Annotated in this window: 24 protein-coding genes; 13 read left to right on the forward strand and 11 right to left on the reverse strand. The window is 72.2% G+C overall.

Annotated elements, in window-relative coordinates; genetic code table 11:
- Positions 1 to 643 precede the first annotated feature (643 nt).
- Positions 644 to 2737: a cellulose binding domain-containing protein gene (locus ACFZBB_RS15495; protein WP_391122045.1), complete on the forward strand. Its 2094-nt coding sequence runs from the start codon at positions 644 to 646 to the stop codon at positions 2735 to 2737.
- A gap of 48 nt (positions 2738 to 2785) precedes the next feature.
- On the opposite strand, the gene ACFZBB_RS15500 is transcribed toward ACFZBB_RS15495, so the two are convergent.
- The 3 genes from ACFZBB_RS15500 to ACFZBB_RS15510 form a co-directional block, all read right to left on the reverse strand.
- Entirely contained in the window at positions 2786 to 4084 is a 1299-nt protein-coding gene (locus ACFZBB_RS15500) for an SLC13 family permease (protein ID WP_391122048.1), read from the reverse strand.
- A gap of 259 nt (positions 4085 to 4343) precedes the next feature.
- Positions 4344 to 4700: an Imm51 family immunity protein gene (locus tag ACFZBB_RS15505; RefSeq protein ID WP_391122051.1), complete on the reverse strand. Its 357-nt coding sequence runs from the start codon at positions 4698 to 4700 to the stop codon at positions 4344 to 4346.
- Between the two features lie 9 nt (positions 4701 to 4709).
- Positions 4710 to 5234, reverse strand: coding sequence for an ATP-binding cassette domain-containing protein (locus ACFZBB_RS15510; protein WP_391122280.1), 525 nt, complete (start codon positions 5232 to 5234; stop codon positions 4710 to 4712).
- A gap of 59 nt (positions 5235 to 5293) precedes the next feature.
- Here ACFZBB_RS15510 and ACFZBB_RS15515 point away from each other — a divergent pair, with 59 nt between their 5' ends.
- From ACFZBB_RS15515 to ACFZBB_RS15525, 3 genes are all read left to right on the forward strand, one after another.
- Entirely contained in the window at positions 5294 to 5689 is a 396-nt protein-coding gene (locus ACFZBB_RS15515) for a GNAT family N-acetyltransferase (RefSeq protein ID WP_391122054.1), read from the forward strand.
- 207 nt (positions 5690 to 5896) lie between these two features.
- Positions 5897 to 6571, forward strand: coding sequence for a hypothetical protein (locus tag ACFZBB_RS15520; RefSeq protein WP_391122057.1), 675 nt, complete (start codon positions 5897 to 5899; stop codon positions 6569 to 6571).
- Entirely contained in the window at positions 6568 to 7638 is a 1071-nt protein-coding gene (locus tag ACFZBB_RS15525; RefSeq protein ID WP_391122060.1) for a hypothetical protein, read from the forward strand. The genes ACFZBB_RS15520 and ACFZBB_RS15525 overlap by 4 nt, the downstream gene beginning before the upstream one ends.
- A 100-nt stretch (positions 7639 to 7738) precedes the next feature.
- Here ACFZBB_RS15525 and ACFZBB_RS15530 read toward each other — a convergent pair whose 3' ends face one another.
- A complete protein-coding gene (locus tag ACFZBB_RS15530; RefSeq protein ID WP_391122063.1) occupies positions 7739 to 9802 on the reverse strand; it encodes a phosphocholine-specific phospholipase C in 2064 nt (687 codons plus the stop codon).
- A 581-nt stretch (positions 9803 to 10383) separates the two neighbouring features.
- Here ACFZBB_RS15530 and ACFZBB_RS15535 point away from each other — a divergent pair.
- The 6 genes from ACFZBB_RS15535 to ACFZBB_RS15560 all read left to right on the forward strand — a co-directional run bounded on the left by ACFZBB_RS15535 (position 10384) and on the right by ACFZBB_RS15560 (position 14760).
- The gene (locus tag ACFZBB_RS15535) at positions 10384 to 11421 is read left to right on the forward strand and encodes a family 43 glycosylhydrolase (protein ID WP_391122283.1); all 1038 of its coding nucleotides are present in this window, start codon (positions 10384 to 10386) and stop codon (positions 11419 to 11421) included.
- Between the two features lie 176 nt (positions 11422 to 11597).
- The gene (locus tag ACFZBB_RS15540; protein WP_391122066.1) at positions 11598 to 11810 is read left to right on the forward strand and encodes a hypothetical protein; all 213 of its coding nucleotides are present in this window, start codon (positions 11598 to 11600) and stop codon (positions 11808 to 11810) included.
- On the forward strand, positions 11807 to 12010 hold the full coding sequence (locus tag ACFZBB_RS15545; RefSeq protein ID WP_391122069.1) for a hypothetical protein: 204 nt from the start codon (positions 11807 to 11809) through the stop codon (positions 12008 to 12010). The genes ACFZBB_RS15540 and ACFZBB_RS15545 overlap by 4 nt, the downstream gene beginning before the upstream one ends.
- Positions 12011 to 12270: 260 nt before the next feature.
- Positions 12271 to 13053 (forward strand): GAF domain-containing protein, encoded by a 783-nt coding sequence (locus ACFZBB_RS15550; RefSeq protein WP_391122072.1) that lies wholly within the window; start codon positions 12271 to 12273, stop codon positions 13051 to 13053.
- A 4-nt stretch (positions 13054 to 13057) separates the two neighbouring features.
- Positions 13058 to 13846 (forward strand): ANTAR domain-containing protein, encoded by a 789-nt coding sequence (locus tag ACFZBB_RS15555; RefSeq protein WP_391122075.1) that lies wholly within the window; start codon positions 13058 to 13060, stop codon positions 13844 to 13846.
- The gene (locus ACFZBB_RS15560) at positions 13846 to 14760 is read left to right on the forward strand and encodes a PIG-L family deacetylase (protein ID WP_391122078.1); all 915 of its coding nucleotides are present in this window, start codon (positions 13846 to 13848) and stop codon (positions 14758 to 14760) included. Before ACFZBB_RS15555 ends, ACFZBB_RS15560 begins: the two co-directional genes overlap by 1 nt.
- A 61-nt stretch (positions 14761 to 14821) precedes the next feature.
- Here the strand turns inward: ACFZBB_RS15560 and ACFZBB_RS15565 are convergent, their stop codons facing one another.
- The 3 genes from ACFZBB_RS15565 to ACFZBB_RS15575 form a co-directional block, all read right to left on the reverse strand.
- Complete coding sequence (locus tag ACFZBB_RS15565) at positions 14822 to 15580, reverse strand: GAF domain-containing protein (protein WP_391122082.1); 759 nt, start codon at positions 15578 to 15580, stop codon at positions 14822 to 14824.
- Between the two features lie 5 nt (positions 15581 to 15585).
- Positions 15586 to 16455: a GAF domain-containing protein gene (locus tag ACFZBB_RS15570; protein WP_391122085.1), complete on the reverse strand. Its 870-nt coding sequence runs from the start codon at positions 16453 to 16455 to the stop codon at positions 15586 to 15588.
- A gap of 297 nt (positions 16456 to 16752) precedes the next feature.
- Entirely contained in the window at positions 16753 to 18099 is a 1347-nt protein-coding gene (locus tag ACFZBB_RS15575) for a SpoIIE family protein phosphatase (RefSeq protein WP_391122088.1), read from the reverse strand.
- A 269-nt stretch (positions 18100 to 18368) separates the two neighbouring features.
- Here ACFZBB_RS15575 and ACFZBB_RS15580 point away from each other — a divergent pair, with 269 nt between their 5' ends.
- Positions 18369 to 18989: a sigma factor gene (locus tag ACFZBB_RS15580; protein WP_391122091.1), complete on the forward strand. Its 621-nt coding sequence runs from the start codon at positions 18369 to 18371 to the stop codon at positions 18987 to 18989.
- 138 nt (positions 18990 to 19127) lie between these two features.
- Here ACFZBB_RS15580 and ACFZBB_RS15585 read toward each other — a convergent pair whose 3' ends face one another.
- Positions 19128 to 20009 (reverse strand): SigB/SigF/SigG family RNA polymerase sigma factor, encoded by an 882-nt coding sequence (locus ACFZBB_RS15585; protein WP_391122094.1) that lies wholly within the window; start codon positions 20007 to 20009, stop codon positions 19128 to 19130.
- Between the two features lie 99 nt (positions 20010 to 20108).
- Positions 20109 to 20540 carry an anti-sigma factor antagonist gene (locus tag ACFZBB_RS15590; RefSeq protein ID WP_391122097.1) on the reverse strand — a complete coding sequence of 144 codons (432 nt, stop codon included), beginning with the start codon at positions 20538 to 20540 and terminating at the stop codon, positions 20109 to 20111.
- A 317-nt stretch (positions 20541 to 20857) separates the two neighbouring features.
- Here ACFZBB_RS15590 and ACFZBB_RS15595 point away from each other — a divergent pair, with 317 nt between their 5' ends.
- Positions 20858 to 22093 (forward strand): acyltransferase family protein, encoded by a 1236-nt coding sequence (locus ACFZBB_RS15595; RefSeq protein ID WP_391122100.1) that lies wholly within the window; start codon positions 20858 to 20860, stop codon positions 22091 to 22093.
- 100 nt (positions 22094 to 22193) lie between these two features.
- Positions 22194 to 22979, forward strand: a complete 786-nt coding sequence (locus ACFZBB_RS15600; protein WP_391122103.1) for a helix-turn-helix domain-containing protein — start codon at positions 22194 to 22196, stop codon at positions 22977 to 22979.
- Positions 22980 to 23001: 22 nt separating this feature from the next.
- Here ACFZBB_RS15600 and ACFZBB_RS15605 read toward each other — a convergent pair whose 3' ends face one another.
- Positions 23002 to 24222 carry an MFS transporter gene (locus ACFZBB_RS15605; protein WP_391122105.1) on the reverse strand — a complete coding sequence of 407 codons (1221 nt, stop codon included), beginning with the start codon at positions 24220 to 24222 and terminating at the stop codon, positions 23002 to 23004.
- Positions 24223 to 24380: 158 nt separating this feature from the next.
- Positions 24381 to 25775: an NAD(P)-binding domain-containing protein gene (locus tag ACFZBB_RS15610; protein ID WP_391122108.1), complete on the reverse strand. Its 1395-nt coding sequence runs from the start codon at positions 25773 to 25775 to the stop codon at positions 24381 to 24383.
- Positions 25776 to 25858 lie beyond the last annotated feature (83 nt).

Consider the following 25858-nt stretch of genomic DNA (forward strand, 5'->3'; position numbering starts at 1 on the left):
CGCGCGGACGCGAGAGCGGGGCCGACCGGCCGGTCGGCCCCGCTGAATACGCGTTGTCCGCGCGGGTCGGTCCCCGGGAATCAGGGCGTGATGGAGAGGACCGCGCGGTTGCCGCCCGACGCGCTGGGGTCGGCGGTGGCGGTGAAGCGGACGAGCTTGGTGCCGGTGTCGTAGCTGACGGAGCCGGTGGTGACGGCCACGGCGGGCTTGCGGGGGGCTTGCGGGGGGCGTAGCCGTGGAGGGTGACGGGCGCCTCGGCCGGCGCGAAGGCGACCGTGGCGCGGACGGTGCCGTCGTCGCTGCGGAAGGTCAGCGTGTACGAACCGGCCGCGGGCGCCTGGATCGTCCACTGTACGTAGTCGCCGCTCGCGTTCACGTAGTCCGCGTAACCGGTGCCCGTATAGCCGGAGTTGTCGCTGCCGACCACCGCACCCGACAGGACGGCGCTCTCCGCCCGGTACGTCTGCTGGGGCGCGACGGCCTTGCGGGCGACCGCCGCGCGACCCGCGTCGCGCCCGCCCGCCGCCCCGGATGGGGGCGTGCCAACCATTGACAGTGGGGGCGGTCGCCCGCATTGTGGGAGCGCTCCCACGCGTACGCGGCACGACCCCCCCACATCCCGCCTCCCGAAGGTGAGTACGCCGTGCGTCTTGTCATGCCCCCCGGCCCCCAGCCCTTGCGCGGGCGCCGCCGCCCGCTCGTGGCCGCGGCCTCCGCCGCCGCGCTCCTCGGCACGCTGCTCCTTGGTGGCGCCACCGCGCGGGCCGACGACCCGCCCGCGGCGCCCGCGGACGTCACCGTCAACGCCAACGAGGGCCTGGGGACGATCCCCGGCACGGCGTACGGCCTCAACAGCGCCGTGTGGGACGCGCAGATGAACGAGCCGCAGGTCCAGGACCTGCTCCAGGCGGCCGACGTCGGCATGCTGCGCTACCCCGGCGGCTCGTACGGCGACATCTACCACTGGCGGACGAACACCGCGCCCGGCGGATACGTGGCGCCCGGCACGGACTTCGACGCGTTCATGGGCACGGTCAAGAAGATCGGCGCCCAGCCGATGCTCATCGCCAACTACGGCTCCGGCACCCCGCAGGAGGCCGCGGACTGGGTGCGGTACGCCAACGTCACCAAGGGGTACGGCGCGAAGTTCTGGGAGGTAGGCAACGAGCTGTACGGGAACGGGCATTACGGCTCCGGCTGGGAGCAGGACGACCACGCCGACAAGTCGCCCGCCGCGTACGCGAACAACGTGCTCCAGTACGTGTCGGCGATGAAGGCCGTGGACCCGACGGTGAAGGTCGGCGCGGTGCTGACCATGCCGGGCAACTGGCCGGACGGAGTGATGGCCGACGGCGAGAGCGCCGACTGGAACCACACGGTCATCCCGCTGATCGCGGGCAAGGCCGACTTCGTGATCGTGCACTGGTACCCGAGCACGTCGGACACCGCGCAGATGCTCAACACGCCCTCGCAGCTCGCCGGTGAACTCGGCCAGTTGAAGGACCAGTTGAACGCGGCGGGCGCGGGCGACACCCCGATCGCGCTCACCGAGGTCAACGGCGGCCGGGACGTCGACACGCAGCCGAACGCGCTGTTCGGCGCCGACGCGTATCTGACCGCCCTCCAGAGCGGGGTGTTCACCGTCGACTGGTGGGACACGCACAACGGCGCCCAGCAGATCTCGACGTCACCCAACGGCGCGACCGACTACGGCGATTGGGGTGTGCTGTCCAGTGCGAACTGCGTCGGCACGGTGTGCGAGCCCGCGCTCAACACGCCGTTCCCGCCGTACTACGCGATCCAGATGCTGAGCCGGCTCGGGCGGCCGGGGGACCGGATGGTCGGCGCGGGCAGCAGTGCCGCGACGGTCGCGGCACACGCCGTGCGCCGTGCGAACGGCGACCTGAGCGTGCTGCTGATCAACAAGGACCCCTCGGCGGCGCGGACCGTGGCCCTGCACTACACCGGCTTCACCCCCGACACATCGGCAGGGGTGACCGTGGACACCTACCGCGACCAGGCCGCCGCGATCGACACCGTCACGTCGGCCTACAGCGCCCAGCAGACGCTGCCGCCCTACTCGTTGACCACCGTCACCCTGCACCCCAAGGCCGGTACGGGCTCGGCCCTGACCGCGCCCGGCGCGCCGAAGGTGACCGCGGCCGGGGACACCACCGCCACCGTGAGCTGGACGCCGTCGACCGGCGGCGCGGTGACCCGTTACGAGGTCTACCGGCAGGTCGGCACGGTCAGCGAGCTGCTGGCCGACAGCACGGGCACCTCCGCGACCGTCCACAATCTCACGCCCGGTACGACCTTCACCTGGAACGTCCTGGCGCGGGACGCCAACGGCCGGCTGTCGCCGCCGTCCGACCCGGTGACCGTACGCACCGGCACCCCCGCGCACTCGACCTGCCAGGTCGGCTACCGCACCACCGCGGGCTGGGGCAACGGCTTCAACGCCGAGGTGACCGTCACCAACACCGGCCCGAGCCCGATCACCGGCTGGACGCTCGCCTTCGCCTTCCCCAGCGCGGGCGAGTCCGTGTCCGGCTTCTGGAACTCCCAGGTCACGCAGACCGGCAAGCAGGTCGTGGCCACCCCGGTCGACTGGAACGCGACGCTCGCCGCCAACGGCGGCAACTCCGCCTCCTTCGGCTTCACCGGAGCCAACGACGGCGCGGCGCCCCCGCCGACCGTCTTCACCCTCAACGGCACGGTCTGCACGACAACGTGAGCTCCCGGGCCCGTACGGCTTCCGGTACGGCTTCGGTACGGCTTCCGCTCACGCCAGCGCGAAGTAGCGCAGCCACAGATAGAGGGCCGATACGGCGACGGTGGCGGCGGTGACGACGAGGCCGTAGCGGGTGAACTGCCAGAAGGAGATGGGCTGTCGGGCGCGTTCGGCGATGCCGAGCACGACGACGTTGGCCGAGGCGCCGATCGCGGTGGCATTGCCGCCGAGGTCGGCGCCGAGGGTCAGCGCCCACCACATGACGTGGTCGGGGTCGCCGCCCAGGTGACGGACGAGGTCGGCGGCGACGGGCGCCATCGTGGCGACGTACGGGATGTTGTCGACGACGCCGGACAGGACGGCGGAGGCGCCGAGCATCAGCATGGAGCCGCCGAGTTCCCGGTCGCCGACGGCGTTGGCGAGGGCGTCGGAGACCTGGCCGATGACGCCGGTGTCGATCAGGCCGCCGATCATGACGAACAGCCCGGCGAAGAAGGCGAGGGTGGGCCACTCGACCTCGGTCAGCACCTCGCCGGTGTTCGCCCGGGACACCGCGACGAGCAGTCCCGCGCCGAGCAGGGCCACGATGCTCGGTTCGAGGTGCAGCACCGGGTGCAGGACGAAACCGGCGATGACGAGGGCGAGTACGGCCAGGCCCTGCTTGAGCATCCGCGGGTCGCGTATCGCCTCGCGCTCGTCCAACTCCATGACCGCCAGCGCGCGGTCTGCGTCCCCGTCGAACGCCGAGCGGAACATCACGCGTGACAGGCCGATCAGCACGAGCACCAACACCACTGCCAGCGGGGCCAGATGGACGAGGAAGTCGTTGAAGGACAGTCCCGCGCGGCTGGCGATGATGATGTTGGGCGGGTCGCCGACGAGCGTGGCGACCCCGCCGATGTTGGAGGCGAACACCTCCGCGATCAGGAACGGCGCGGACGGCAGGGCGAGGCGTTCGCAGACCAGCAGGGTGACGGGCGCGACGAGCAGCACCGTCGTCACGTTGTCCAGCAGCGCGGAGGCGGTGGCGGTGACGACGATGAGCATCACCATCACGCGGAACGGCTTGGCCCGCGCCCGCTTCACCGACCAGATCGCCAGGTACTCGAAGAGGCCGGTGCGCTTGAGCACGCCGACGATCATCATCATGCCCAGCAGCAGGAAGATGACGTTCCAGTCGATGCCGGAGTCTTCGGAGTAGAAGGCGGAGACGTCGTCGGTCGCGCCGATCGCGAGCATCAGTCCGGCGCCGCCGAGCGCCGCCGCGACTCGGTGGACGCGTTCGCTGATGATCAGCGCGTATGTCCCGAAGAAGACGGCGACGGCCGCCCACGCGTGCCAGTCACTCATCCGGCACCGCGTGTTTCGCCCGCATCCACGTCACGACTACCACGGACGGTGCCCCCGATCAGCGAAGAGAGTTCTCTCGTATTCGCCGACCAGACTTCCCGGCACACCAGCGACCAATTTACACGTCTCATACGACTTCTTGACGCGGATGCGGTGATTCCGGGGGGCCGGGGGTCTGGGGGTTCGGGGGTCCGTCGCGGGCGGAGGGCGGGGTCGGTGGGCGGAGGGGCGGGGGAACGGGGCTTCGTCGCGGCCGAGTTCAGTCGAACCAGTCCGGATCGCCGGTCTCTATCAGGTGCTTGAGGACCGCCTTGTCGGTCAGGGCCTCCTTGAGCAGCGCGCCCAGGGCCTGGAGCGCTTCGGGGTCCGTGCCGTAGGCGACGAACATGCCCGCTTCCGGGTCGAAGGAGAGGCGGTCGAGGAGTTCGGGCGCGCGGGAGCGGATGGCCGAGCGGGCGACGCCCGTCCAGCCGTAGCCGCTGCCGTACTGCTCGCACTCCTCGAAGACGTCCATGACGGGGACCATGTGGGTGTCGCTGAGCAGCAGGCAGTAATTGCCGGGGTCGTGGTCGTACTCGAAGAACGTGAACGGGTCCAGCGTTGAGGTTTCGGTCATGGGCTGACGCTATAAGGGGCCACTGACAGGCTCAGGCGGCCCGCGTCGTCGTGACTTTGCCCTTGCGGAGAATGAGGGTGCGGTCGGAGCGGGCGGCGAGGGTCTGGCTGTGGGTGACGACGATGACGCACTTGTGCCGGATGTGCGCCAGGTCGCGGAAGATGTCGATGATGCTGTCGGCGGTGTCCTCGTCGAGTTTCCCGTGGGTTCGTCGGCGAAGAGGATGTCGACGTCGCAGGCCAGGGCCCTGGCGACGGCGACGCGCTGCTGCTGCCCGCCGGAGAGCTTGAGCACATCGCGGTGCGCGGCGTCGGGGTCGAGGCCGACACCGGCCAGGATGTCGAGCGCGCGGGCTTTGCGCCGCCCGCTGGCGGGCCTGGTGCCGGTGATCGCCATCGCGGTGACGACCTTCTGAAGGGCCGTCATGTACGGCCGCAGGTTGTACTGCTGGAAGACCGTGGCGGCGTGCTTGTTGCGGTAGCGGCCGGGACCGATGGACGCGATGTCCCGCCCGTCGAAGCGGACGCCGTTCAGCGTGAGCCCCGGCCTGCCGCCGCCGCCCGGAGTCCCCTCCGGCCCCGTACGATCGCGGCGTGACGATCACCTACGAGTGGCGCGGTCACGTCGACAACGACGCCCTCAACTCCCTCCACGCCGACGGCTTCGGCGGACCGCCCGCCCGCACCGACTGGCGCGCCCGCCTCGAACGCCACAGCCTCGGCTGGGTCTGCGCCCACGACGACACCCGCCTCATCGGCTTCGTCAACGTCATCTGGGACGGCGGCGCCCACGCCGTCATCCTGGACACCGTCGTCTCCCGGCCCCACCGCACGAAGGGCGTCGGCGCCCACCTCGTCGCCACCGCCGCCCACCACGCCCGCGCCGCCCACTGCGAATGGCTCCACGTCGACTTCGAGCCCCACCTCCGCCCCTTCTACCTCGACACCTGCGGCTTCCGCCCCACCCCAGCGGGCCTGATCGCCCTGTGACGCCGGATGCCGGCACCGCCGCCGTCGTGTTCCCCGCGCAGTGATGCGATCGTGACGCGCTGAGCGCGGGAGCACTCTCGAACCTCACGCGTTCTCTTCGCTACCGTGGGTGGCGGATACGGGGGGTCAGGCGTGCGGGGTCCGAGGGGCCCTGTTTGCCGACGCCCCGAACGGTGCCCACGGACAACCGATCGGGAGACTTCGACCATGCGAGCCCGCTCAGCATTTCCCGTCGCGGCTCTCGCGGCGACCGCCGCGTTGACGCTCTCCGCTTGCGGCGGCGGCTCAGGTGGCGGCGACAGCAAGATTTCCCCGACCACGGCGCCACCGGCCACGGCGACGGCGACCGCGACATCGGCGCAACCGACGGCGACGGGTGCGGTGTTGACCGTCGACCCGGCGCTCGCGCTCCCTGCGGACCTGAAGCTCGACTTCGACTGGCGGCTTCCGGCGGACGACGCCGAGGCCGGGGTTCTGACCGCGTCGGCCGACTTCATGCAGTCGATGACGCACGGCGTGGTCGAGCAGAGCGTGAAGGGCGGCGCCCTGAACACGTACGCGGAAGGCGACGCGTACAGCTACGCGAAGCAGTACGTCCAGATGCACATCGACGCGAAGAAGACGGTGACCGGTACCGACCGCTTCTTCCGGCCCGCCGTCAAGCTCCTCGCCAAGAACTCGGCGGCCGAAGTCACCTTCTGCGAGGACCAGTCGAAGCTGTTCAGCAAGGAGATCGGGACCGGGAAGGTGCACGTCACCGGCGCTGACGACCGCAACTACGTGTCGTACCAACTGGTGCTCAGCCTGTTCCGGCCCGGCACGCAGCTCTGGCGAGCACAGTCGATCACCACTAAGGAAAGGGCGTTGGAGTGCAAGCAATGACGGGTACGGGGTCACTCCGCCGCGCGCTGCCCCTCGCGGCGCTCATCGTGTTACTCGCGGCGGCACCGGGTTACGCCTTCGACGACACCGGTTTGCCGCCGTCGGGTGGAAAGGGATCGGGTGACAGCAGCGGAAACCTGGAGGCCATCGCCCAGGGGTACCGGCTGACGTATCCCACGGGCAGGCCGAGCGGCGCGAGCCGCCCGTTGGCGTCGGTCAACGTCAACTGGACGCCGCCGCCTTGCTGGTTCGGGCCGAAGTACACCCCCGAGCAGTTCAAGGCGGAGTACACGAAGAACTTCAACGACGAACTGCCGCAAGTGCACGGCACTTTCCGTACCGCCATGGGGATGGACCGGGACCACTACCAGAACGGGCTGGACTACCCCGGCGGGGACAAGGGCTACAAGGACTTCAACAGCGCCGAGGCCGGCAAGGGAATGTGGTGGCTGGTGACTGTCAATCCGGACGCCGACCCGTCGGCACAGATGGGCTGTAACGACCAGACGCCGAGGTGGGTGCCCAACGGCCAGATGCCGCCTGCCGGGACCGGGCATGTGATCACCCCGGAAATGCTCTCCAGGCTCGCCTTCGCCCACACCCGCGTACCCGGCGTGAAGATCGTGACCAATCCCGCGGGCCCGCAGACGGTCAACATCCCCACCTGGGTGACCCTGCGACAGGTGTACACGCCGGTGAAGGTGCGGGCGTCGGTGGACCTGGGCGGCGGCCGGGAGATCTGGGCCGAGACCACCGCGGAGCCGTCCGCCGTGCACATCACCCCCGGCACCTCCGACGCCATCGTCTTCCCGTCCTCCGGCGACTGCCCGATCGGACCCGACGGCAAGGTCGGCGCCGCCTACAACGGCGACCCGAAGGCAGCCCCTCCCTGCGGTGTGACGTACCTGCGCTCGACGCAGAACACCCCGCCATATCAGCTTGATGTCTCCGTCAACTGGCAGGTGAGCTGGACCGGTTCGAACGGCGGTTCCTACGCCCTGCCCGACGGCAGGGTCGGCGACCCGCGAGAGGTGACGGTCCGGGAGATCCAGACCATCAACAACTGACCGTCCGCAGCGGGCGGTTCAACTGGGCGGACCAGACCATGGCTCGTCCGGCGGACTGGGGTGTGCTGGATCTGGACGGACTCGCGCGGCCGCGTGGTCCTCAGGTTGTTGATGTTGCCGGGTCGCTGGTGCTGGGGGTGCCGGTTTCTACGTGGGCGGCGAAGCGGCGGAGGTAGGCGGGGTCGGTGGTGGTGGTGACGGTGATGTCGTACCAGTGGTTGCCGGCGGGGACGCCCCAGGCGGGGACGGTGCGGGAGGCGCCGGCGGCGACGGTGTAGGTGTAGTGGGCGGTGGGGGCGTAGGCGTCGGTGGCGTTGAAGGTGACGGGGGCGCCGGTGGGGTTGCTGAAGACGAGGGTGACCTGGCCGGTGGCGGGGGTGTGGCGGGCGGTCACCTCGGGGCCGACGGAGCCCGCGGTGCCGGCCATGCGGCGCAGGAAGCCGTTGGGGCCGTAGACGGAGAAGTCGTAGCGGTCGGAGGCGGCGGGCATCAGCCAGGTGTCGACGAGGGATTTGCCCGCCTCGACGGTGTACGGCCAGGGGCCGTCGGAGCGGACCGCGGAGGTGACGAGGAAGGCGGCGCCCGCCGTGCCGAAGTTGCGGAAGGTGAACTGGAAGCGCCCGCCCGCGGGTTGGGTGTCGGCGGCCAGGTCGTACGGCAGCGGGCGGGCGTTGCGCAGGCCCGGTTCCTGGCGCGGGACGGCGCCGGTGGCGGGCGGGGTGGGCACGTAGTCGCCGGGGTTGTTGTGGTTCGGTGGTACGTAGCCGCCGGTGCCGGGGAGCGCGGGCGCGGCGGCGTTGCTGCGGGTGAAGTCGAAGGCGGCGGTGAGGTCGCCGCAGACCGCGCGGCGCCAGGGCGAGACGTTCGGGTTGCGCACGCCGAAGCGCTTCTCGATGAACTGCACGATCGAGGTGTGGTCGAAGGTCTGCGAGCAGACCCAGCCGCCCGTGCTCCAGGGCGAGAGCACCAGCATCGGCACGCGCGGCCCGAGCCCGTACGGCCCGGCCGCGTAACCGGAGAGCCCGCCGGTGTAGAGGTCCTGGGTGACGTCGGCGGTGGACAGTCCGCGCGCGGCGGAGGCGGGCGGGAAGGGCGGCACGACGTGGTCGAAGAAGCCGTCGTTCTCGTCGTACGTGAGGAAGACGGCGGTACGGCTCCACACGTCGGGGTCGGCGGTGAGCGCGTCCAGCACCTGGGAGATGTACCAAGCACCGTAATTGGCGGGCCAGTTGGGGTGTTCGCAGAACGCCTCGGGGGCGGCGATCCAGGAGACCTGGGGGAGTTTTCCGCCCACCACGTCGGCCCTGAGCCGGTCGAAGTAGCCGTCGCCGTTGCGGGCCGAGGTGCCGGTGCGGGCCTTGTCGTACAGGGCGCTGCCGGACTGGGCGTTGCGGTACTGGTTGAAGTACAGCAGGGAGTTGTCGCCGTAGTTGCCGATGAAGGGGTCGCTCGTCCAGCCCCAGCCGCCGCCGGAGTTCAGGCCGGTGCCGGTGTCCTGGTAGACCTTCCAGGAGACGCCCGCCTGCTCCAGGATCTCGGGGAAGGTGGTCCAGCCGTATCCGGCTTCCTCGTTGCCCAGCACCGGGCCGCCGCCCTTGCCGTCGTTGCCCGAGTAACCCGTGTACATGTAGTACCGGTTGGGGTCGGTGGAGCTGAGCATCGAGCAGTGGTAGGCGTCGCAGATGGTGAACGCGTCGGCGAGCGCGTAGTGGTACGGGATGTCCTGGCGGGTGAGGTGCGCCATCGTCGTGGTGGACTTGGCCGGGATCCAGCGGTCGTAGTTGCCGCCGTTCCACGCCTGGTGGGTGCCGTACCAACTGTGGTCGAGGTCGCGGAGGAACTGGAGGCCGAGGTTGTCGATGTTCGGCCGGAAGGGGAGCGTCTCGTGCCCGGCGGAGTCCGCCTGGTGGAAGACGGACTTGCCGCTGGGGAGGGTGGCCGGGCGGGGGTCGCCGAAGCCGCGCACGCCGCGCAGGGTGCCGAAGTAGTGGTCGAAGGAGCGGTTCTCCTGCATCAGGACGACGATGTGCTCGACGTCCTTGAGGGTGCCGGTTCCCGCGGCGGCCGGGATCGAGGCGGCCTTGGCGATGCCGCCGGTGAGGACGGACGCGGCGGCGGTGGCTCCGGCGAGTTGCAGGAACCTTCGGCGGTCGACGTTGGGCACGGGGCTTCTCCTGACGGTCCGGTGGGGGGCGGGCCGTGCTGCCGGTGGCGCTCTGGGCATGCTCTGACGGTGCCCCGGCAGGGCGGGTCCGGCTGCGCGGCGGTGCGTGCGGAGGGGGCATTTGCGGCATACGCGAACACGTGTGGCGTGCACATGATGGTGATCCGGGGCGGATGGTGTCAATGGGGCGCGGGGGAGTGCGGGTTGACGGGGGGAGTCGCACCGCCTTGGGTGATTGACATGCCCACGTTCACTCGCGATGCTGTGGGAACGTGCTACCACCGGTGTTGACCCTTGTGCGGGAGCGGTGGAAACGGTGGGATTCAAGCGGTCAGAGCGCCAAGTTCCCCCCTCCGATGCGGTTCTGACCGGACGTCGTCCCTCGGCGGGCGCTCCACCGCCCGCCCGGCGTCGAAGCGGAGGCCCGACCATGGAACGGGACTATGAAGCTTCTGCGAAGTCTCCACAGTGCCTTGGCAGTCGGCGGCCGGGGCGGTTCGTCCGGCACCGGTCTGGGCGGCTCGTCCGGCGGTGACCCGGGCGGTTCGTCCGGCACCGGCCGGGGTGCCCTGGCCGGCACAGTGTGCGCAGCCCTCGTGGCAGTACTCGCCCTGCTGGCCGTGCTGTGTTCCGCGCCCGCCCAGGCGTCCCAGACCACCATCCACAACGCCGACCCGAGCGTGATCCGGGTCGGCAGCACGTACATCTCGGCCGAGACGTCGGGCGGCGGCATCGCCGTACGGAAGGCGTCGTCGCCCGACGCCCTCGGCGCGGCGGCCTCCCACAAGGTCTGGTCGGACACCAAGGGCCGCGGTGAGGTGTGGGCCCCGGAGATCGTGGTGGACGGCGGCCGTTACTACATCTACTTCACCTCGGGCGCCGGAGCCGCGCACCGGATGTACGTCATCAGCTCGGCGACCGCCGACAGCGGCTACGGCGCCGAGACCCAACTCGCCCTGCCCAACGACAAATGGGCCATCGACGGGAATCTCTTCACCTTCAACGGGCAGCGCTGGTTCGTCTGGTCGGGCTGGTCGGGCGACACGAACGTCGAACAGAACCTGTACATCGTCCGGATGAGCAGCCCCACCACGCCGACCGGCGCGCGCTACATCATCTCCCAGCCGCGCGAGAGCTGGGAGCGCGTCGTCGGCAACCCGTACATCAACGAGGCGCCCGCCGCCATCAAGGACCCCAACGGCCGGCTCCACATCGTCTATTCGGCCAACGGGAGCTGGAGCGACCAGTACTGCATGGCCGATCTGCGGCTGCGCTCCGGCGGTGACCCGACGTACGTCTGGGACTGGTACAAGTCCAACGGCTGCCTGTTCGGCGCGCACGCCGCCACCATGATGTCCGGCTGGGACCCCACCCTCTACGTCAACGGCCCCGGCTCCCACAGCTTCGTTCTCCTCAACGGCGACATCGGCACCAGCCCGCCCGCCGGCCCCCGCTTCCCGCTCATGTTCACCGCCGTCCCCAAGGGCACCCCCTACTCCTGGTCCAACCGCTACTGGTTCACCGGCACCTTCTGCTGGTGGGGCAACACCACCTACTCCCGCGCCAACGTCCCCGGCCCCACCTCCGACACCGGCTTCAGCCTGAAGTTCTTCGAATAACCCCCACCGGTCCCGGATCGGGGTGCTGGCGGGGGTGGGGAGGGGGACAGCGTACGGGGGTGCGCCCCTGCCCCCGGCGGTTGTCCGAACGCACGGTGTGAGCAGGTGAGGGCTTTGACGCACACCCCCATGGGCGGAATCCGGCGGGCGGCGCGCCGGGCGCGTACGAGCTGGGCGTGTACGAACGGCACGCGGACGCGCTGTTCTGGCTGGCGCTGTCGCTGTGCCGCGATCCGGAGCGGGCGGTCGACGCGGTGGCGGCGGCGCTGTCGTATCGGGGGGCCGACGCGGTGGCGGCGGCGGTGGCGCTGTCGTATCGGGGGGGGCCGACGCGCCGCCGGACAAGGAGCGGCGCCGGCTCGCGGCCGACCTGTGGTGCAGGTACGTGAGCGTGCCGGGAGAGCCGGGCGTGCCGCGGCAGCTGACCGAGGCGGGGCGGGGGGACGCCCTGGTGGGCCTGGTCATGTTCGGCGGCCACACATACGGGCGGGCCGCGGCGCTCACCGGGGTGCCGGCACCCGCGGCGGCCAGGGATCTGCGGTCGGTACTGCGCCGCGCCGCCGACCTCCCGGTCGGCCGCACGGTGTGACGTCAGGGGCCCGCGGACACCCCGGAGGTAGGGTGGAAGAAGCGTCCCTGCCCCTGGCGCAGTCGGTTGAGTGCGATGCCGCCACCGGGGCCGCGGATCTCCCGCGGATCACCTCGCCGTGACGGGCGGAACCCACAACCGCTGAACGGATGACCGTTCACCCTTACGCGAACGCGATGACCGCGTGACCGGTCTCCGTCCGTCGTTCTTTCCGCGCTTGGGGAATCGAGGCCATGTGAGGCCGTATGCGGTGGTGCCCGGTGGCGGCTGAGCGCCTGGCGGAGGCACTGCGCCTGCTCCAGGACGGCCAGGGGTCGCCCGCGGTGGCCGTGGCGGGCGCCGCGGCCCTGGACGTGGACGGCGTCGCCGTCTCGCTGGGGAACGAGCCGGGCAGGACCGAGGTGCTGTGGTGTTCCGACGACGTGTCGCGCGGCTTCGAAGACCTCCAGCTCACGCTGGGGCAGGGCCCGGGACCCGACTGCATGGTGGGCGGTACGACGGTACGGGTGCCGGATCTGGCGCGCGTCCGCCACGACCGCTGGCCCGAGCTGGTCATGGAGGCGCCCGGCCTGGCGGCGCGCGCGGTCTTCTGCTTCCCGCTGCGCATGGGCGGGATCGGACTCGGGGTGCTGACCGCGGTACGGCGCGCGCCGGGGCCGTTGACCAGCGGGCAGAGCGCCGACGCGGCGATCCTGGCCGCCGCCCTGACCAGGTACTTCCTGGAGGGTGCCGGTCCGGCACGCCAAGAGCGGGGTCCTATGCGTCCTCAGGACCCTGTGACCCTGCCGGACCCTGTGAACCTGCCGGACCCCGCGGACCCGCCGGACCCCCTCCCCTTCCTCCACCACGCCGTGGTCCACCAGGCGACCGGCATGGTCAGCGTCCAGCTCGCCGTCTCCCTCGCCGACGCCCTGCTGCGGCTGCGGGCCCACGCGTACGGCAGCGGGCGCACCGTGACGGACGTGTCCCAGGACGTCGTGGCCAGGCGACTGCGGCTGGCCTCCGACGCCGAACCCCTCCCGCCCGCCGCAGACAAGGACTGACGCCATGCCCACCCGAGAACAGCAGGTCATCGAGGTCTTCGTCGAGGCGGCCGACTCCCTGACCGCCGACTTCGACGTCATCGACTTCCTCCAGAAGCTGTCCGTACGTTGCCTGGATCTGCTGGACGTGTCCGCGGTCGGCGTCCTGCTCGCCGACCAGTACGACGCCCTGCACCTGCTGGCCGCCTCCGACGAACGCACCCGGCTGCTGGAGCTTTTCGCCCTCCAGTACGACCAGGGCCCGTGCGTCGACTGCTACCGCGACGGGCGGCCCCGTACGAACGTCGACCTCACGGGGGACGAGGCCGTCGAGCGCTGGCCGCTGTTCGGCCGCGGCGCCCACGAGAGCGGGTTCGCCGCCACCAGCGCGCTGCCGCTGCGGCTGCGCGGCCGGGTGATCGGCGCGCTGAGCCTGTTCAGGACCGACCCCGCGCCCCTGGGACCGGAGGACATCGTCCTCGGCCAGGCCCTCGCCGACGTGGCCACCATCGCGATCCTCCAGCAGCGGACCCTCGCGCACGCCGAGGCGGAACGCGACCAGCTCCAGTACGCGCTCAACAGCCGGATCATCGTCGAGCAGGCCAAGGGCATCCTCGCCGAGCGCTGGAACATGTCCCTCGACCAGGCCTTCGCCACCTTGCGCTCCTTCGCCCGAGCGCGCCGGCACAAGATCTCGCACCTGGCTCGCCTGATCACCGAGGGCGGCTTCGACACCGACGCCATCGCGCACGGCGTCAAGGAAACCAATCGCGCGGAACCGGGCGGCCCCGTGGCCGGTAGGGAGACATCCTGATGGACCAGCACGACACCCCGCACCACCCCGAGCACGACACCCCGCACGCCGACGAGCAGCGCACCGACACCCCGCACGCCGACGAGCAGCGCACCGACACCCCGCACGCCGACGAGCAGCGCACCGACACCCCGCACACCGACGACCCGCACAACGAAAGTACCGAGCACGCCGATCCGCTCCAGGCGCCCGGCACCGACGAGGAGCACTGGCGCGCCTGGGACGGCTGGGCGCACCTGGCCGACACCGAACTGCCCACCGCCGGACGGGTGGTGGTCGTGGCCGCGCACCCCGACGACGAGGTGCTGGGGGTGGGCGGCAGCATCGCGCTGCTCGCCGCGGCCGGTGTGGCGGTCACCGTCGTGTCGGTGACCGACGGCGAGCTGTCCCACGCCGACAGCACGGCCATCACCTCCCACCAGCTTGTCGGCATCCGGGCCGCGGAGCTGCGCGAGGCGCTGGCCGAACTCGGCGCCGACGCGCAGGACATCGTCCGGCTGAGAGTGGCGGACACCGAGGTGGCGGGCCATGAGGACGAGGTCGCCGCGGCCCTGGTGCCGCTGCTGTCCGACGCCGACCTGTGCCTGGCGCCGTGGACCGGTGACGTCCACAGCGACCACGAGGCCACGGGCCGCGCGGCGCTGACCGCCGCCCGTAAGGCGTCCGTGCCCTGCCTGCTCTACCCCGTGTGGATGTGGCACTGGGCCCGCCCCGACGACCCCCGCGTGCCGTGGGCGTCGGCGTCCCTCGTCCGGCTGCCGGAAGAGGTGGCCGCCCGTAAGCGGGCCGCCGTCCAGCGGTTCGTCAGCCAGGCCAGGTCGCTCGGCAGCTCGCCGGATGACGCGGCGGTCCTGCCGCCCGGCGAAATCGCCCACCACGTCCGGGACTTCGAGGTCGTGTTCACACCGGCCTGAGTGTTCCCAGTGCCTGAGTGTTCCCAGTGCCTGAGCGTCCCGGTGCCTGAGCGTCCCGCTCCTACGCGCCCGTCCGCCGCGCGCGCGTCGGAAAGGTGCGGATGGTCTCCGTGGCCTGCGTGCCGTCGGCGATCTCGCGGGCCAGGTCGGAGAGTTTGCGGCCGTGGGCGTGGGCGTAGGCGCGGAAGACGCTGAACGCCTCGTCGACGCCCAGGTGCCAGCGCTCGGCGAGGATGCCCTTGACCTGTTCGATGGTGATGCGGGCGTTGAGGGCGTACCGGAGCTGGTCGCGTTCGGCCTCGGCGTGGGCGAGCGTGCGCTGTTGGAGGATCGCGATGGTGGCGACGTCGGCGAGGGCCTGGGCGAGGGTCACGTCCTGGTCCGTCAGCGGCTCCGGGTCGGTCTGGAAGAGGCTGAGCGCGCCGATCACCCGGCCGCGCAGCCGCAGCGGCAGCGCGTTGGTGGCGACGAATCCGGTGGCCTCGGCCCCGGCGGTGAACTCGGGCCAGGCGCCGGCCACTTCGGGAGCCGCGAGGTCGACGTTGGTCCGCGGCTCGCCGTCGTGGTAGCAGTCGACGCAGGGACCCTGGTCGTGCTGGAGCGCGAACAGCTCCAGCAGCCGGGTGTGTTCGTCGGAGGCCGCGAGTACGTGCAGGACACCGTTCTCGTCGGCGAGCAGGACGCCGACGGCGGCGACGTCCAGCAGCTCCATGCAGCGCACCGACAGCTTCTGAAGGAAGTCGATCACGTCGAAGTCGTCGATCAGGAAGTCGGCCACCTCGACGAAGACCTCGGTGACTTGCTGTTCGCGGGTCGTCATGGAGATCAGTCCTTGTCTGCTGCGGGTGTCGGCGGGTTGGGATCGGGGCTCGGGCTGCGGCTCGGCTCCGCGCTTGTACCGGGGCTCGGCTCCGTGCTTGTACCGGGGCTCGGTTCCGTGCTTGTACCGGGGCTCGGATCGGTGCTTGTACCGGGGCTCGGATCGGGGACCATCCTCAGTCGTCTGGCCACGACGTCCCGGGCGACGTCGGTCAGGGGACGGTCGTTGCCGTACGCGTAGGCGCGCAGCCGCAGCAGCGCTTCCGCCAGCGGCACGGCGAGCTGGACGCTGACCATGCCGGTCGCCTGGTGCAGCACGGCCTGGTGAAGGGCGGGGGCGGGCAGACCCGAGGCGGACAGCCCGGGAGCCGGCAGACCGGGACGGCCGCCCGACGGCGTCAACGCGTCGCCGGGGCCGAGGAAGCGCCGGGTCAGCAGGCTCGCGAGGACACCCGCGTCGGCGTCCTGTTCGGGGGTCAGGCGGCCCGGCGCGTCCCTGACCAGCGTCAGCACGCCCAGCGTGATCGCGCCGACGCGCAACGCGAAACAGAACACCGCCCGTACGGTGAGCGCGTGCGTCTCCCGCAGCAGGGCGGGCCAGCGGCCGGTCGGCGTGAGCCCCAGGTCGGGGACGCGTACCGCGGTGCCGCCGGCCAGGCAGTCGGGTCCCGGGCCCTGACCGACCGTGAGCTGGAGATCCTCGAAGGCGCGCGCGCCGGCACCGGAGGACCACAGGACCTCCGACGCGCCGGGCCGGCTGCCCGCGCTGATCGCGATGCCGTCCACGCCGAGCGTCTCGGCGACTCCACCGGCGACGTCCGGCCAGTCCGAGGTCCGGAGCGCCCGCAGGATCTCCGCCATGCGGTCGCTGATCACGCGGCGCCGTTCGACGGCCGTCGTACGACCGGCGCCGCACGGGCAGGGGGAACCGCGTAGAGGTCGATCTCGCCCTCCCAGCAGACGGCCGCCCGGACGTCGCACCGGAACAGCATCATCGTACGCACACCCCCACGGCTGCCCCGCGCTTCCCCGTACGCACACCCCGCACCGCGTCCCGGCTTCCCCGAACCCCGCCGCGGCCGGTCCACAGGCTGTGGAAACCGCCCAGGAACGTCACCGCCCAGGAACGTCACCGCTCGGGAACGCGGACGCGGGGGAGAGGACCGGGCCGGGTCAGGCGCGCGGCGGGACCCGCAGCGCGAGCAGCGCGGTGTCGTCGCTGGCCCAGCCGCCGTGGTAGTCGCTGAGCGTGTCGGCGATGTACTCGATGGTCTCGGCGGCGCCCATGGCGTGGGTGTCGCCGAGGGTACGGGCGAGGGCGGCCTCGTCGAACATCGGCCGGCGCGGCCCCGCGCCGCGCGGGTCGGGCCGCGCCTCGCAGGCGCCGTCGGTGTAGAGCAGCAGCAGATCGCCGGGGGTCAGCCGGAAGCGGACGTCGGAGAGGTGTACCGGGTCGACCACGCCGAGGAGGGTGCCGGGGGTGCCGGCCTGCCGGACGCGCCCGTCGGCGCGGCGGATCAGGGCGGGCGGGTGTCCCGCCAGGCACAGCCGGCCCGACACCCCGGACCCGCTGGCGCGGAAGGTGGTCTGGACGGCGGTCAGGAAACGGGGGGCGCGCTGCGCGAGCATGGCGGTGTTCAGCCGGTCGAGCACCGCCGCGGGCGACAGGTGCTCACCGGCGTCCGCGCGCAGGGTGTAGCGGGCGAGCGCGGTCACCTTGGCCGCCTCGGTCCCCTTGCCGCACACATCGCCCATGACCGCGGTCCACCAGGCCCCGCGGGCCTGGAACAGGTCGTAGAAGTCGCCCACCACGCTGATGTCGCCGCTCGCCGGGATGTACAGGGCGGCGGCGTCCACACCCGGCACGGGGCGCAGGGCCGGGGGCAGCAGGCTGTCCTGGAGGCTGCGGGCCAGTTCGCGGGAGGCGGCCAGCGCGCCCTGCGCGGTCGACAGCGCGTTCTCGGCGGTCTGGAGCGCGGTGTGCACGCGGTCGAGCGACATCCGCACGTTGATCTCGTTGGACACCGCCCGCGCCAGGACCGACATCGTCTCCAGCTCCTGCGGTGTCCACACGCGGGGGTCGGCGTCGATCACGCACATCGTGCCGATCGGGTGCCCGTCCGTGGTCACGATCGGGAATCCGGCCCACGCGCCCACGCCCCACGGTCCGATCGCCGGATGCCCCGCCGTCCGCGGGTCCTTCTCCGCGTCCTCCACTACGAACGGCCCGTTCTCACCGACGGCGAAGTAGCAGAAGCTGTCGCCCACCGCGTTCTGCCAGCTCTCGACGTCCCCGTAGGACAGGTGCGGTACGGACTTCCAGTACGTACGGGACTCGCCGACAAAGGTGATCGCGGAGATCGCGGCGCCGGTCACCGACACCGCCAGCCTGGTCAGATCGTCGAAGACCCGCTCCGGAGCGGAGCCGACCATGCCGCTGGCGTCGAGCGCCGCCAGCCGGCCGGGGTCGGACAGTACGGCCGGCAACCCGTCCGCCCGTACGCCGCCCGGGTACTCCATCGCTCCCGCCACAACCCTTGCCCGTTCCGTCAGACGGCGTTTTTCGCGCGCCAGCCAACCACGCGTTCCGGACCCCTGCCAGCTTCCCGCCGCAACGATCCGAACACCTGTCCCTGATCCAGTATGAGGGCCTGCCCCCCGGGTCGCGCGGGCGAACGGCCCGTTCGGCGCCGACGACCGGGTCCCGTCGGCTTTCGTGGGTGCGGTCTGCGGTGGCGTGGGAGCCTTGGCCGCGTATGGGAACGGTCTGCGAGGGAAGCTCACCATTTATGGACGGTACGAGCGGCGGTACGAGCGGCGGTACGAGCGGCAGCGCGGTCGGCGGTACGGGCAGCGATACGAGCGGTGACCCGGGTCAAGGCGCGGACGTGGGGGATCTCCTCATCCGCGCGGGCAAGGGCGACCGCGACGCCTTCGACCGGCTCTATCCGCTGCTGGCCCCCGCCGCCTACGGCCTGGCGCACTGCATGACGGGCGACGCGGCGCGGGCCGAGGAGCTGTCCCGCGAGGCGCTGGTCGACGTCTGGCGCACGGCGCCCCGCTTCGACCCCGCCCACGCCGACGCCCTGACCTGGGCGGTCACCCGCGTCCACCGAAGCCTGGTCGGGCTGCTCAGGTCCGGGCGGGACGCGGAGGCCGTACGGACCGACGTCGGCCCGACCCTGGACGCGATCCTCGGGCGGCTGCGGGAGATCCACGCCGACCCGCGGGTACGGACGGACCTCAAGCGGCTGACGCCCCGGCAGCGCGAGGCGGTGGTCCTGGCGGCCCTCGGCGGACACGCCTGTCCCGCGCCGGCCGTCGACCACGCCGATCCGGCGGCCACGAGACGGCCGGTCGATCTGCGCGACGGCCTGATCCGGCTGCGGGACCGGCTGCCCGGGCGCTGAGCCCCGCCGAGCCGCGCACAGCTCGGCCGCCGAGCGGATCGCTGTCCGGTCGGCGGCCGTCGTGCTCTCTTGTCGCGGTGGGCTCGGCGGGCTGCCCGGTGGTTTGCTCGGCGGACTGCCCTGCTGGCCGGTTGACGGCTACTTGTCGGTGAGCATCCCGGCCCGCAGCTTGGCCAGGGTCCGGCTGAGCAGCCGGGACACGTGCATCTGGGAGTAGCCGAGCTCCGCGCCGATGTCGGCCTGGGTCAGCTCCTGGCCGAAGCGCATCCGCAGGATGCTGCGCTCGCGGTCGTCCAGCTTCGCCAGCAGCGGCGCCAGCGCCTGGAAGTCCTCGACGAGTTCCATCGCCGGGTCGGCCGCGCCGATGGTGTCGGCGTACGAGCGTCCGGCGTCCTCGCCGTCGTCACCGGCGGGCAGGTCGATGGAGCCGGCGGTGTAGCCGTTGGCGGCGACCAGGCCCTCGACGACCTCGTCCTCGGTGATCTCCAGGTAGGCGGCCAGCTCGGCGAGGGTCGGCGGCGCGTCCAGGACGGCGGTCAGGTGGTCGCGGGCCTTGGCCAGCTCGACCCGCAGCTCCTGGAGGCGGCGGGGTACGTGGACGGCCCAGGAGGTGTCGCGGAAGAACCGCTTCATCTCGCCGACGATGTACGGGATGGCGAAGGTGGTGAACTCCGTCTCGCGCGACAGGTCGAACCGGTCTATCGCCTTGATCAGGCCGATCGTGCCGACCTGGACGATGTCCTCCCACTCCTGCGGGCCGCGGCTGCGGAACCGCCGGGCGGAGAAGCGGACGAGGGACATGTTCATCTCGATCAGCGTGCCGCGCGCGCGGCTGTACTCCTCGGTGCCCTCCTCCAGCGACTGGAGGCGGTCGAAGTACAGCTTCGACAGCTCGCGGGCGTCCTTCGGCGAGACCTTCGCCGGGTCCGCGACCAGCGGCAGCTCACCCACGGCCGGAACGCTCCGGCCGACTCCGGTCGGCAGTGCGGTGGTTCCCGCCTCGTGCGTGATCGCCGTCATGTGTTCGCCCAACGTCGTCGGCTGTGACCCCAGGCACGTACCCCCTCTCACGCGTCGCACGCACGAAGACTCAGGAATTCCTTTTCCGGCCTCCACCCGTCACTCACCGTGCCCCCGGTCCGCCGCCCACCCGTCACCCGCGGTACCGCGCTCCGCCGCCCACCCGTCACCCGCGGTGCCCCGGTCCGCCGCCCACGCCTCGACCGCCGCGTCCGCGCTCGGCGCCGCGGTGAAGACCTGGTCGAGTCCCGTGACGCGGAAGACCCGGTCGAACCGCTCGGGGACCGCGGCCAGGACGGTGTGGGCGTGGGCCTCTTCCGCCCGGTGGTGGGCGGCGAGCAGCGTGCTGAGACCGCTGGAGTCGATGAAGTCCAGCCCGCCCATGTCCACGACGAGCTGTCGGCCGGGCGCGAGGGCGAGGCGTTCGACGGTTTCGCGGACCTGCGGCGCGGTGGAGTAGTCGAGCGCTCCGGCGAGTTCGACGACCGCACCCCCGGGGGTGGGGCGGACGTCGACGGTCAGGAGTCCCATGGCACTCCTCTCGCGGACTGGCCTCATACATGAGGTAGTTCGGAGCCGAGGGGCCGGCGGATTGGTGTTCATCCGATGGGGTGACGGCGGCGCAGGTGTCGGCCGAGGGGCCCTGATGCACCCAGGGTGAATTTCATACGGTCATTTCCTTGCGGGTTGCCCAGCGGTGGATGACAACCTGCTGAACCGTTCCCGATCCCGGCCTGCGGGCCTGGTTTCGCGCCGAGCGACCGCCCTACGTTGAAGTGCTCCGGAGCGCGCGGGAAGGCGCGGACGGGACGCCCTGGACCACGGACCTGAACTGGCGGAATCAGCACATGAGACATGCGGGCGGCGGCTCCGGCGACGACTGGCCGGGGGGCCGCGGCGGCCCGGCGGGCGGCGGGGCGCTGCGGACCGAGGAACGCCCCGCCGTCGAGGCGCTGCCCGCGCCGACCGCGCCGGGACCCCTGGCCGTACCGGCCCCGCCCGCGCGCCGCCCCCGGCTGTACGTGATCGACGCGCTGCGGCTGTGCGCCGCGCTGATGGTCGCGCTCCACCACTACGTGGGCACCAACCGCGTGAACCAGCCGCACAATCCGATCTGGGACCGCCCGGCCTCCCATATCTTCCCGGCCGTCTTCCGCGTGTCGTCCTACGGCTGGATCGGCGTCGAGATCTTCTTCGTCATCAGCGGATTCGTGATCTGCATGTCGTGCTGGGGGCGCGGACCGCGGGACTTCTTCGTCTCCCGGGTGATCCGGCTCTACCCCGCGTACTGGTTCGGCGTGCTGTTCACCGCCGCCGTGCTCACGCTGTGGCCCGCGGTCTTCAAGGCGCCCGCCTCCGCGCGCGACACGCTCTTCAACCTCTCGATGCTGCAACAGGGTTCGCGCATCGCCGACGTCGACGGCGTCTACTGGACCCTCTGGTCGGAGCTGCGCTTCTACCTGATCTTCCTGCTCGTCGTGGCCACCGGCCTGACCTACCGCAAGGTCGTCGTCTTCTGCTGCGTGTGGGGCGTCGCCGCCGCCCTCGCCCCCGTCGCCGGGACGCCCGCGCTGACGCTGCTCGCCAACCCGGACGCCGCCTGGTACTTCATCGCGGGCCTCGCCCTGTACCTGATGCACCGCTTCGGCCAGGACCTGCTGCTGTGGGGCATCCTCGGGATGTCCTGGCTGATGGCCCAGAGCGAGATCGCCCAGCGGGTCGACACCGTCGAGCACGTCTCCAGTTGGCGCGGCGCGCTCCTGCTCTACACCGTCTTCCTGCTCCTCATGGTCGGCGTCGCCGTCGGTCTCACCGACCGCCTCCAGTGGAAGTGGCTCGCCACGGCGGGTTCCCTGACCTATCCCTTCTACCTGGTCCACTACGCCGCGGGCACCACCGCCATCCACTACCTGCGCGACCGCACCGACCCTCGCCTGCTGGTCGCCGCGCTCATCGGCGCGATGCTGCTGCTGAGCTACCTCGTGCACCGGCTGGTGGAACGCCCGCTGTCCACGCTCCTCAAGCGCGGCCTCACCCGCTCCTTCGCCCGCCTCGGACCGCCGCCGGTCCGCCGGACCCCGTAGCCGTACCGGGCCGCCGAGGAATAGGGCGGACGGCCCGAGCGCTTGCCGGTGCATGACGCTGGTGGATGGGTCGGCCGCGCCCCTCGGTGGTGTGCGCGGTGTGCCGACGTGGGACATGGTGGCCGTGACGGTCCGCCGACTGGGCCCGGGAGAGCGGCTGGACGGCGGCGACGGCGCGATCTGGGCACTGGTCCTGGACGGCGACGCGCGGTTGGAGACGGCGGCGGGCGCCGAGGCGCTGCGTGCCGGGGACGCCTTCCACGTGGACGCCAGGACCACGTACCGGCTCGTCGCGCCGACCCGCGCGGAGGTGGCCGTCGGCACCCTGCGGGCGGTGCCGCCGATGCCGAGTCCGCTGGTGGCGCGGGACTTCGCGGGGCGCAACCGCGGAATCGTGGAACTGGTGCGGATGTGTCCGCTGGACCCGAGGCACGGGCAGCCGCTCTTCGCCGCGAGCTACGGCGGCCTGATCCAGGCCGCCATGGTGCAGGCCGTCGAGGAGAGCGCGCGGCAGCGCTCGGACCCGCGCCTGACCGCGCTGGTGTCGGCGCTCGACGCGCATCCCGGGCGGGCCTGGACGGTGGACAGCATGGCGCGCTTCGCGCACCTGTCCCGCTCGTCCCTGACCGAGCGCTTCCGCCGCGAGCTGGGCCGCAGCCCCGCGCAGGTGCTCCGCGAGGTACGCATGCGGCACGCCCGCGAACTCCTCGCCGGTACGGACAAGCCGGTCGAACGGATCGCCCTCACCGTGGGCTACGGCTCCGCCGCCGCCTTCAGCCGCGCCTTCTCCGCCGACCACGGCAGACCGCCCCAGTCCTGGCGCTCACACCCGGGGTCCGCGCGGGAGGCCGAAGCCGATGCTGCCTGCGGCGGCTCCGTCGAGTAGTGCGGGGCCGCGTACCGGCTGTTTAGGCCCGGGGCCTGGCGAGGAGGCCGAAGCCGATGCTGCCCGCGAGTGCGGCGGCGGCTCCGACCAGCAGGGCGCCGCGTACGCCGCCGTTGTCGACCACGGCGCCGCCGATCGCGGAGCCGGCTGTGATGGCCACCTGAAAGGCGGTGACCTGCAAGGAGAGGGCGGATTCGACGCGCTTCGGCTCCGCGCGGGTGACCCACAACTGGGTGGCGACCGGGACCATGTTGAAGCCGAAGCCCCAGACGACGATCGCCACGACCGCGACGGGGAGCCCGGAGGTCGTGCCCAGCACGAGCAGGCTCGCGCCGAGCAGGGCGGGCGCGACGACGACGGCGAGTCCGAGGCGGCGGGAGAGCGCTCCGGCGGCGAGGTTGCCCGCGAGGCCGCCCACACCCCAGCCGAGCAGCAGCCAGACCGTCGTACCCGACGTGACCCGTTCGATCGCGAGCCGGATGTACGGGTAGGCGGCGAAGTTGCCGAAGGCCAGCAGTACGATGCAGCCCACCCCGGCCATCAGCCGCCGGTTGGCCAGCGCCTGCCGGAGCATGCCGAGCCCCGCCCCCGGCTGGGCGGGCACCGGCGGCAGCGTCGCCACCACGGCGGCCAGCGCCAGCAGGCTCAGGCCCGCGGCGGCCCAGAACACCGGCCGCCATCCCACCGCGTCGCCGAGGACCGAGGAGAGCGGTACGCCGACGATGGTGGCCGCGCTCACGCCCAGCGCCAGGCTGGTGGACACGACGTGGTCGCGCCCCGGCGCCGCGCTCGTCCCCGCCCCGAGCGCGAACGACCAGAAGCCCGCGATGGCCACGCCCAGCAGCAGGCGGCCCGCGAGCAGCAGCGGGAAGTTCGGCGTCACGGCCACCACCGCGTTGGACAGCACGGCGGCGGCGAGCAGGCCGATCAGTACGGTCCTGCGGTCGGTGCGCGGCAGCAGCACGGCGATGGTGGGCGCGGTGAGCGCGCCCGCGATCGCCGTCGCCGCGACGGCCAGCCCCGCCGTGCCCTCGCTGACGCCGACGTCCGACGCCATGGCGGGCAGCACGCTCGCGGGCAGGAATTCGCTGCCCACCAGGGCCCCGATCCCCAGCGTGAGCGCCGCGACCGGGGCCCAGGAGGCCGCGCCGGGTCCGGCGGCTGCGGCGGCCTCCACGGACGGGTCGTCCGTGTCGCGGACCGCCGCCAGCTCGGTACTGGTCGCATAGCTCTCTGAGGTCATGCGCCCAGTCTCACGGGCGCCGCCCGCCGCGGCTTGACCGTTCGGCCGCACTCCTTGATGGCGCGGCCGGACCCCCGTGGCCGGACCCCGGTTGCCGGACCCCCGTGGCCGGGCCCCGGTTGCCGGACCCCCGCGACCGGACTCGTGGCGCGGCCCGCTCAGCAGCAGCCCGCCGGGCCCTCCTGCGCCACTGCCGCCGGTGCGCCGACGCCGAGCTGGACGAGTCGCGGCGTCGGGGTGCAACAACCGCCGCCCTGCCCGGCGTTGGCGTCGGCGTCGGCTTCGTCGTAGAGGCCCGCGCCGCCGCAGACTCCGGTGTCGGGGAGGGTGAGTTCGACGCGGTCGGCCGCTTCGAGGTCTCCGGCGACGGCGGCGGCCACCGAGCGGACCTGCTCGTAGCCGGTCATGGCGAGGAAGGTGGGCGCGCGGCCGTAGGACTTCATGCCGACGAGGTAGACGCCGCTCTCGGGGTGGGTCAGTTCGCGGTGCCCGTGGGGGTAGATCGTGCCGCAGGAGTGCTGGTTGGGGTCGATGAGCGGGGCGAGGGCGACCGGGGCCTGGAGGCGTTCGTCCAGGCCGAGGCGGAGTTCGGACAGGAACGACAGGTCGGGGCGCAGGCCGGTGAGCACGACGACCTCGTCGACCGGGTCCAGGCGGCGGCCGTCGTCACCGACCAGGACGACGCGGCCGTCGGCGGCGCGCTCGACGGCGTCGGTGCGGAAGCCGGTGACGGCGTCCGCGTGCCCGTCGTCCACGGCGGCCTTCGCGGCGAGGCCGAGGGCGCCGCGCGCGGGGAGCTGGTCTGCGGTCCCGCCGCCGAAGGTCGAACCGGACAGGCCGCGGCGCAGCACCCACACCGCGTGCGTGCCCGTACCGTCGTCGGCCTCGGCCAGGTGGGCCAGCTCGGCGAGGGCGGTGAAGGCGGAGGCGCCGGAGCCGATGACGGCAGTGCGTTTGCCTGCGTAACGGGCCCGTGCGGAAGGGTCGTTGAGGTCCGGGACGCGGTAGGCGATACGGTCGGCCGCCGCGCGCTCGCCGAGGGCCGGGAGCCCGTTGGCGCCCGCGGGGGAGGGCAGGGTCCAGGTGCCGGAGGCGTCGATGACGGCGGAGGCGAGGACGCGCTCCTCACGTCCGTCGGCGCGGACGTAGTCGACGGTGAAGGGCTGCCGCTCGCGGTCGGCGTCCACGATCCGGTCCCGGCCGACGCGGGACACGCCGGTCACCGTGGCGCCGTAGCGGACGGCGTCGCCGAGGACGTCGGCGAGCGGCTGGAGGTAGCGCTCGACCCAGTCGCCGCCGGTCGGGTAGGCCGCCGGGTCGGGCCTGGTCCAGCCGGTGGGAGCGAGCAGCTTCTCGGCGGCGGGGTCGGTCAGCTCGGCCCAGGTGGAGAAGAGCCGTACGTGCGCCCAGCCGCGTACGGCGTGGGCGGCGCGCGGCCCGGTCTCCAGTACCAGGACGGCCCGGCCGCGCGCGGTCAGGTGGGCGGCGGCGGCGAGGCCGGTCGGACCGGCTCCGATCACGACGGCGGGCGGGGCGGTGGTGGACGCGCTCACGGTGCTTCCCCTCTGAGGTCTCTGGCTCTCGGAGTCTCGGACTCTCGGACGCTCGGACTCTCTGATTCGACATCTGTCGATGT

This window comes from Streptomyces sp. NPDC008139 (assembly GCF_042957025.1).
Lineage (GTDB): Bacteria > Actinomycetota > Actinomycetes > Streptomycetales > Streptomycetaceae > Actinacidiphila.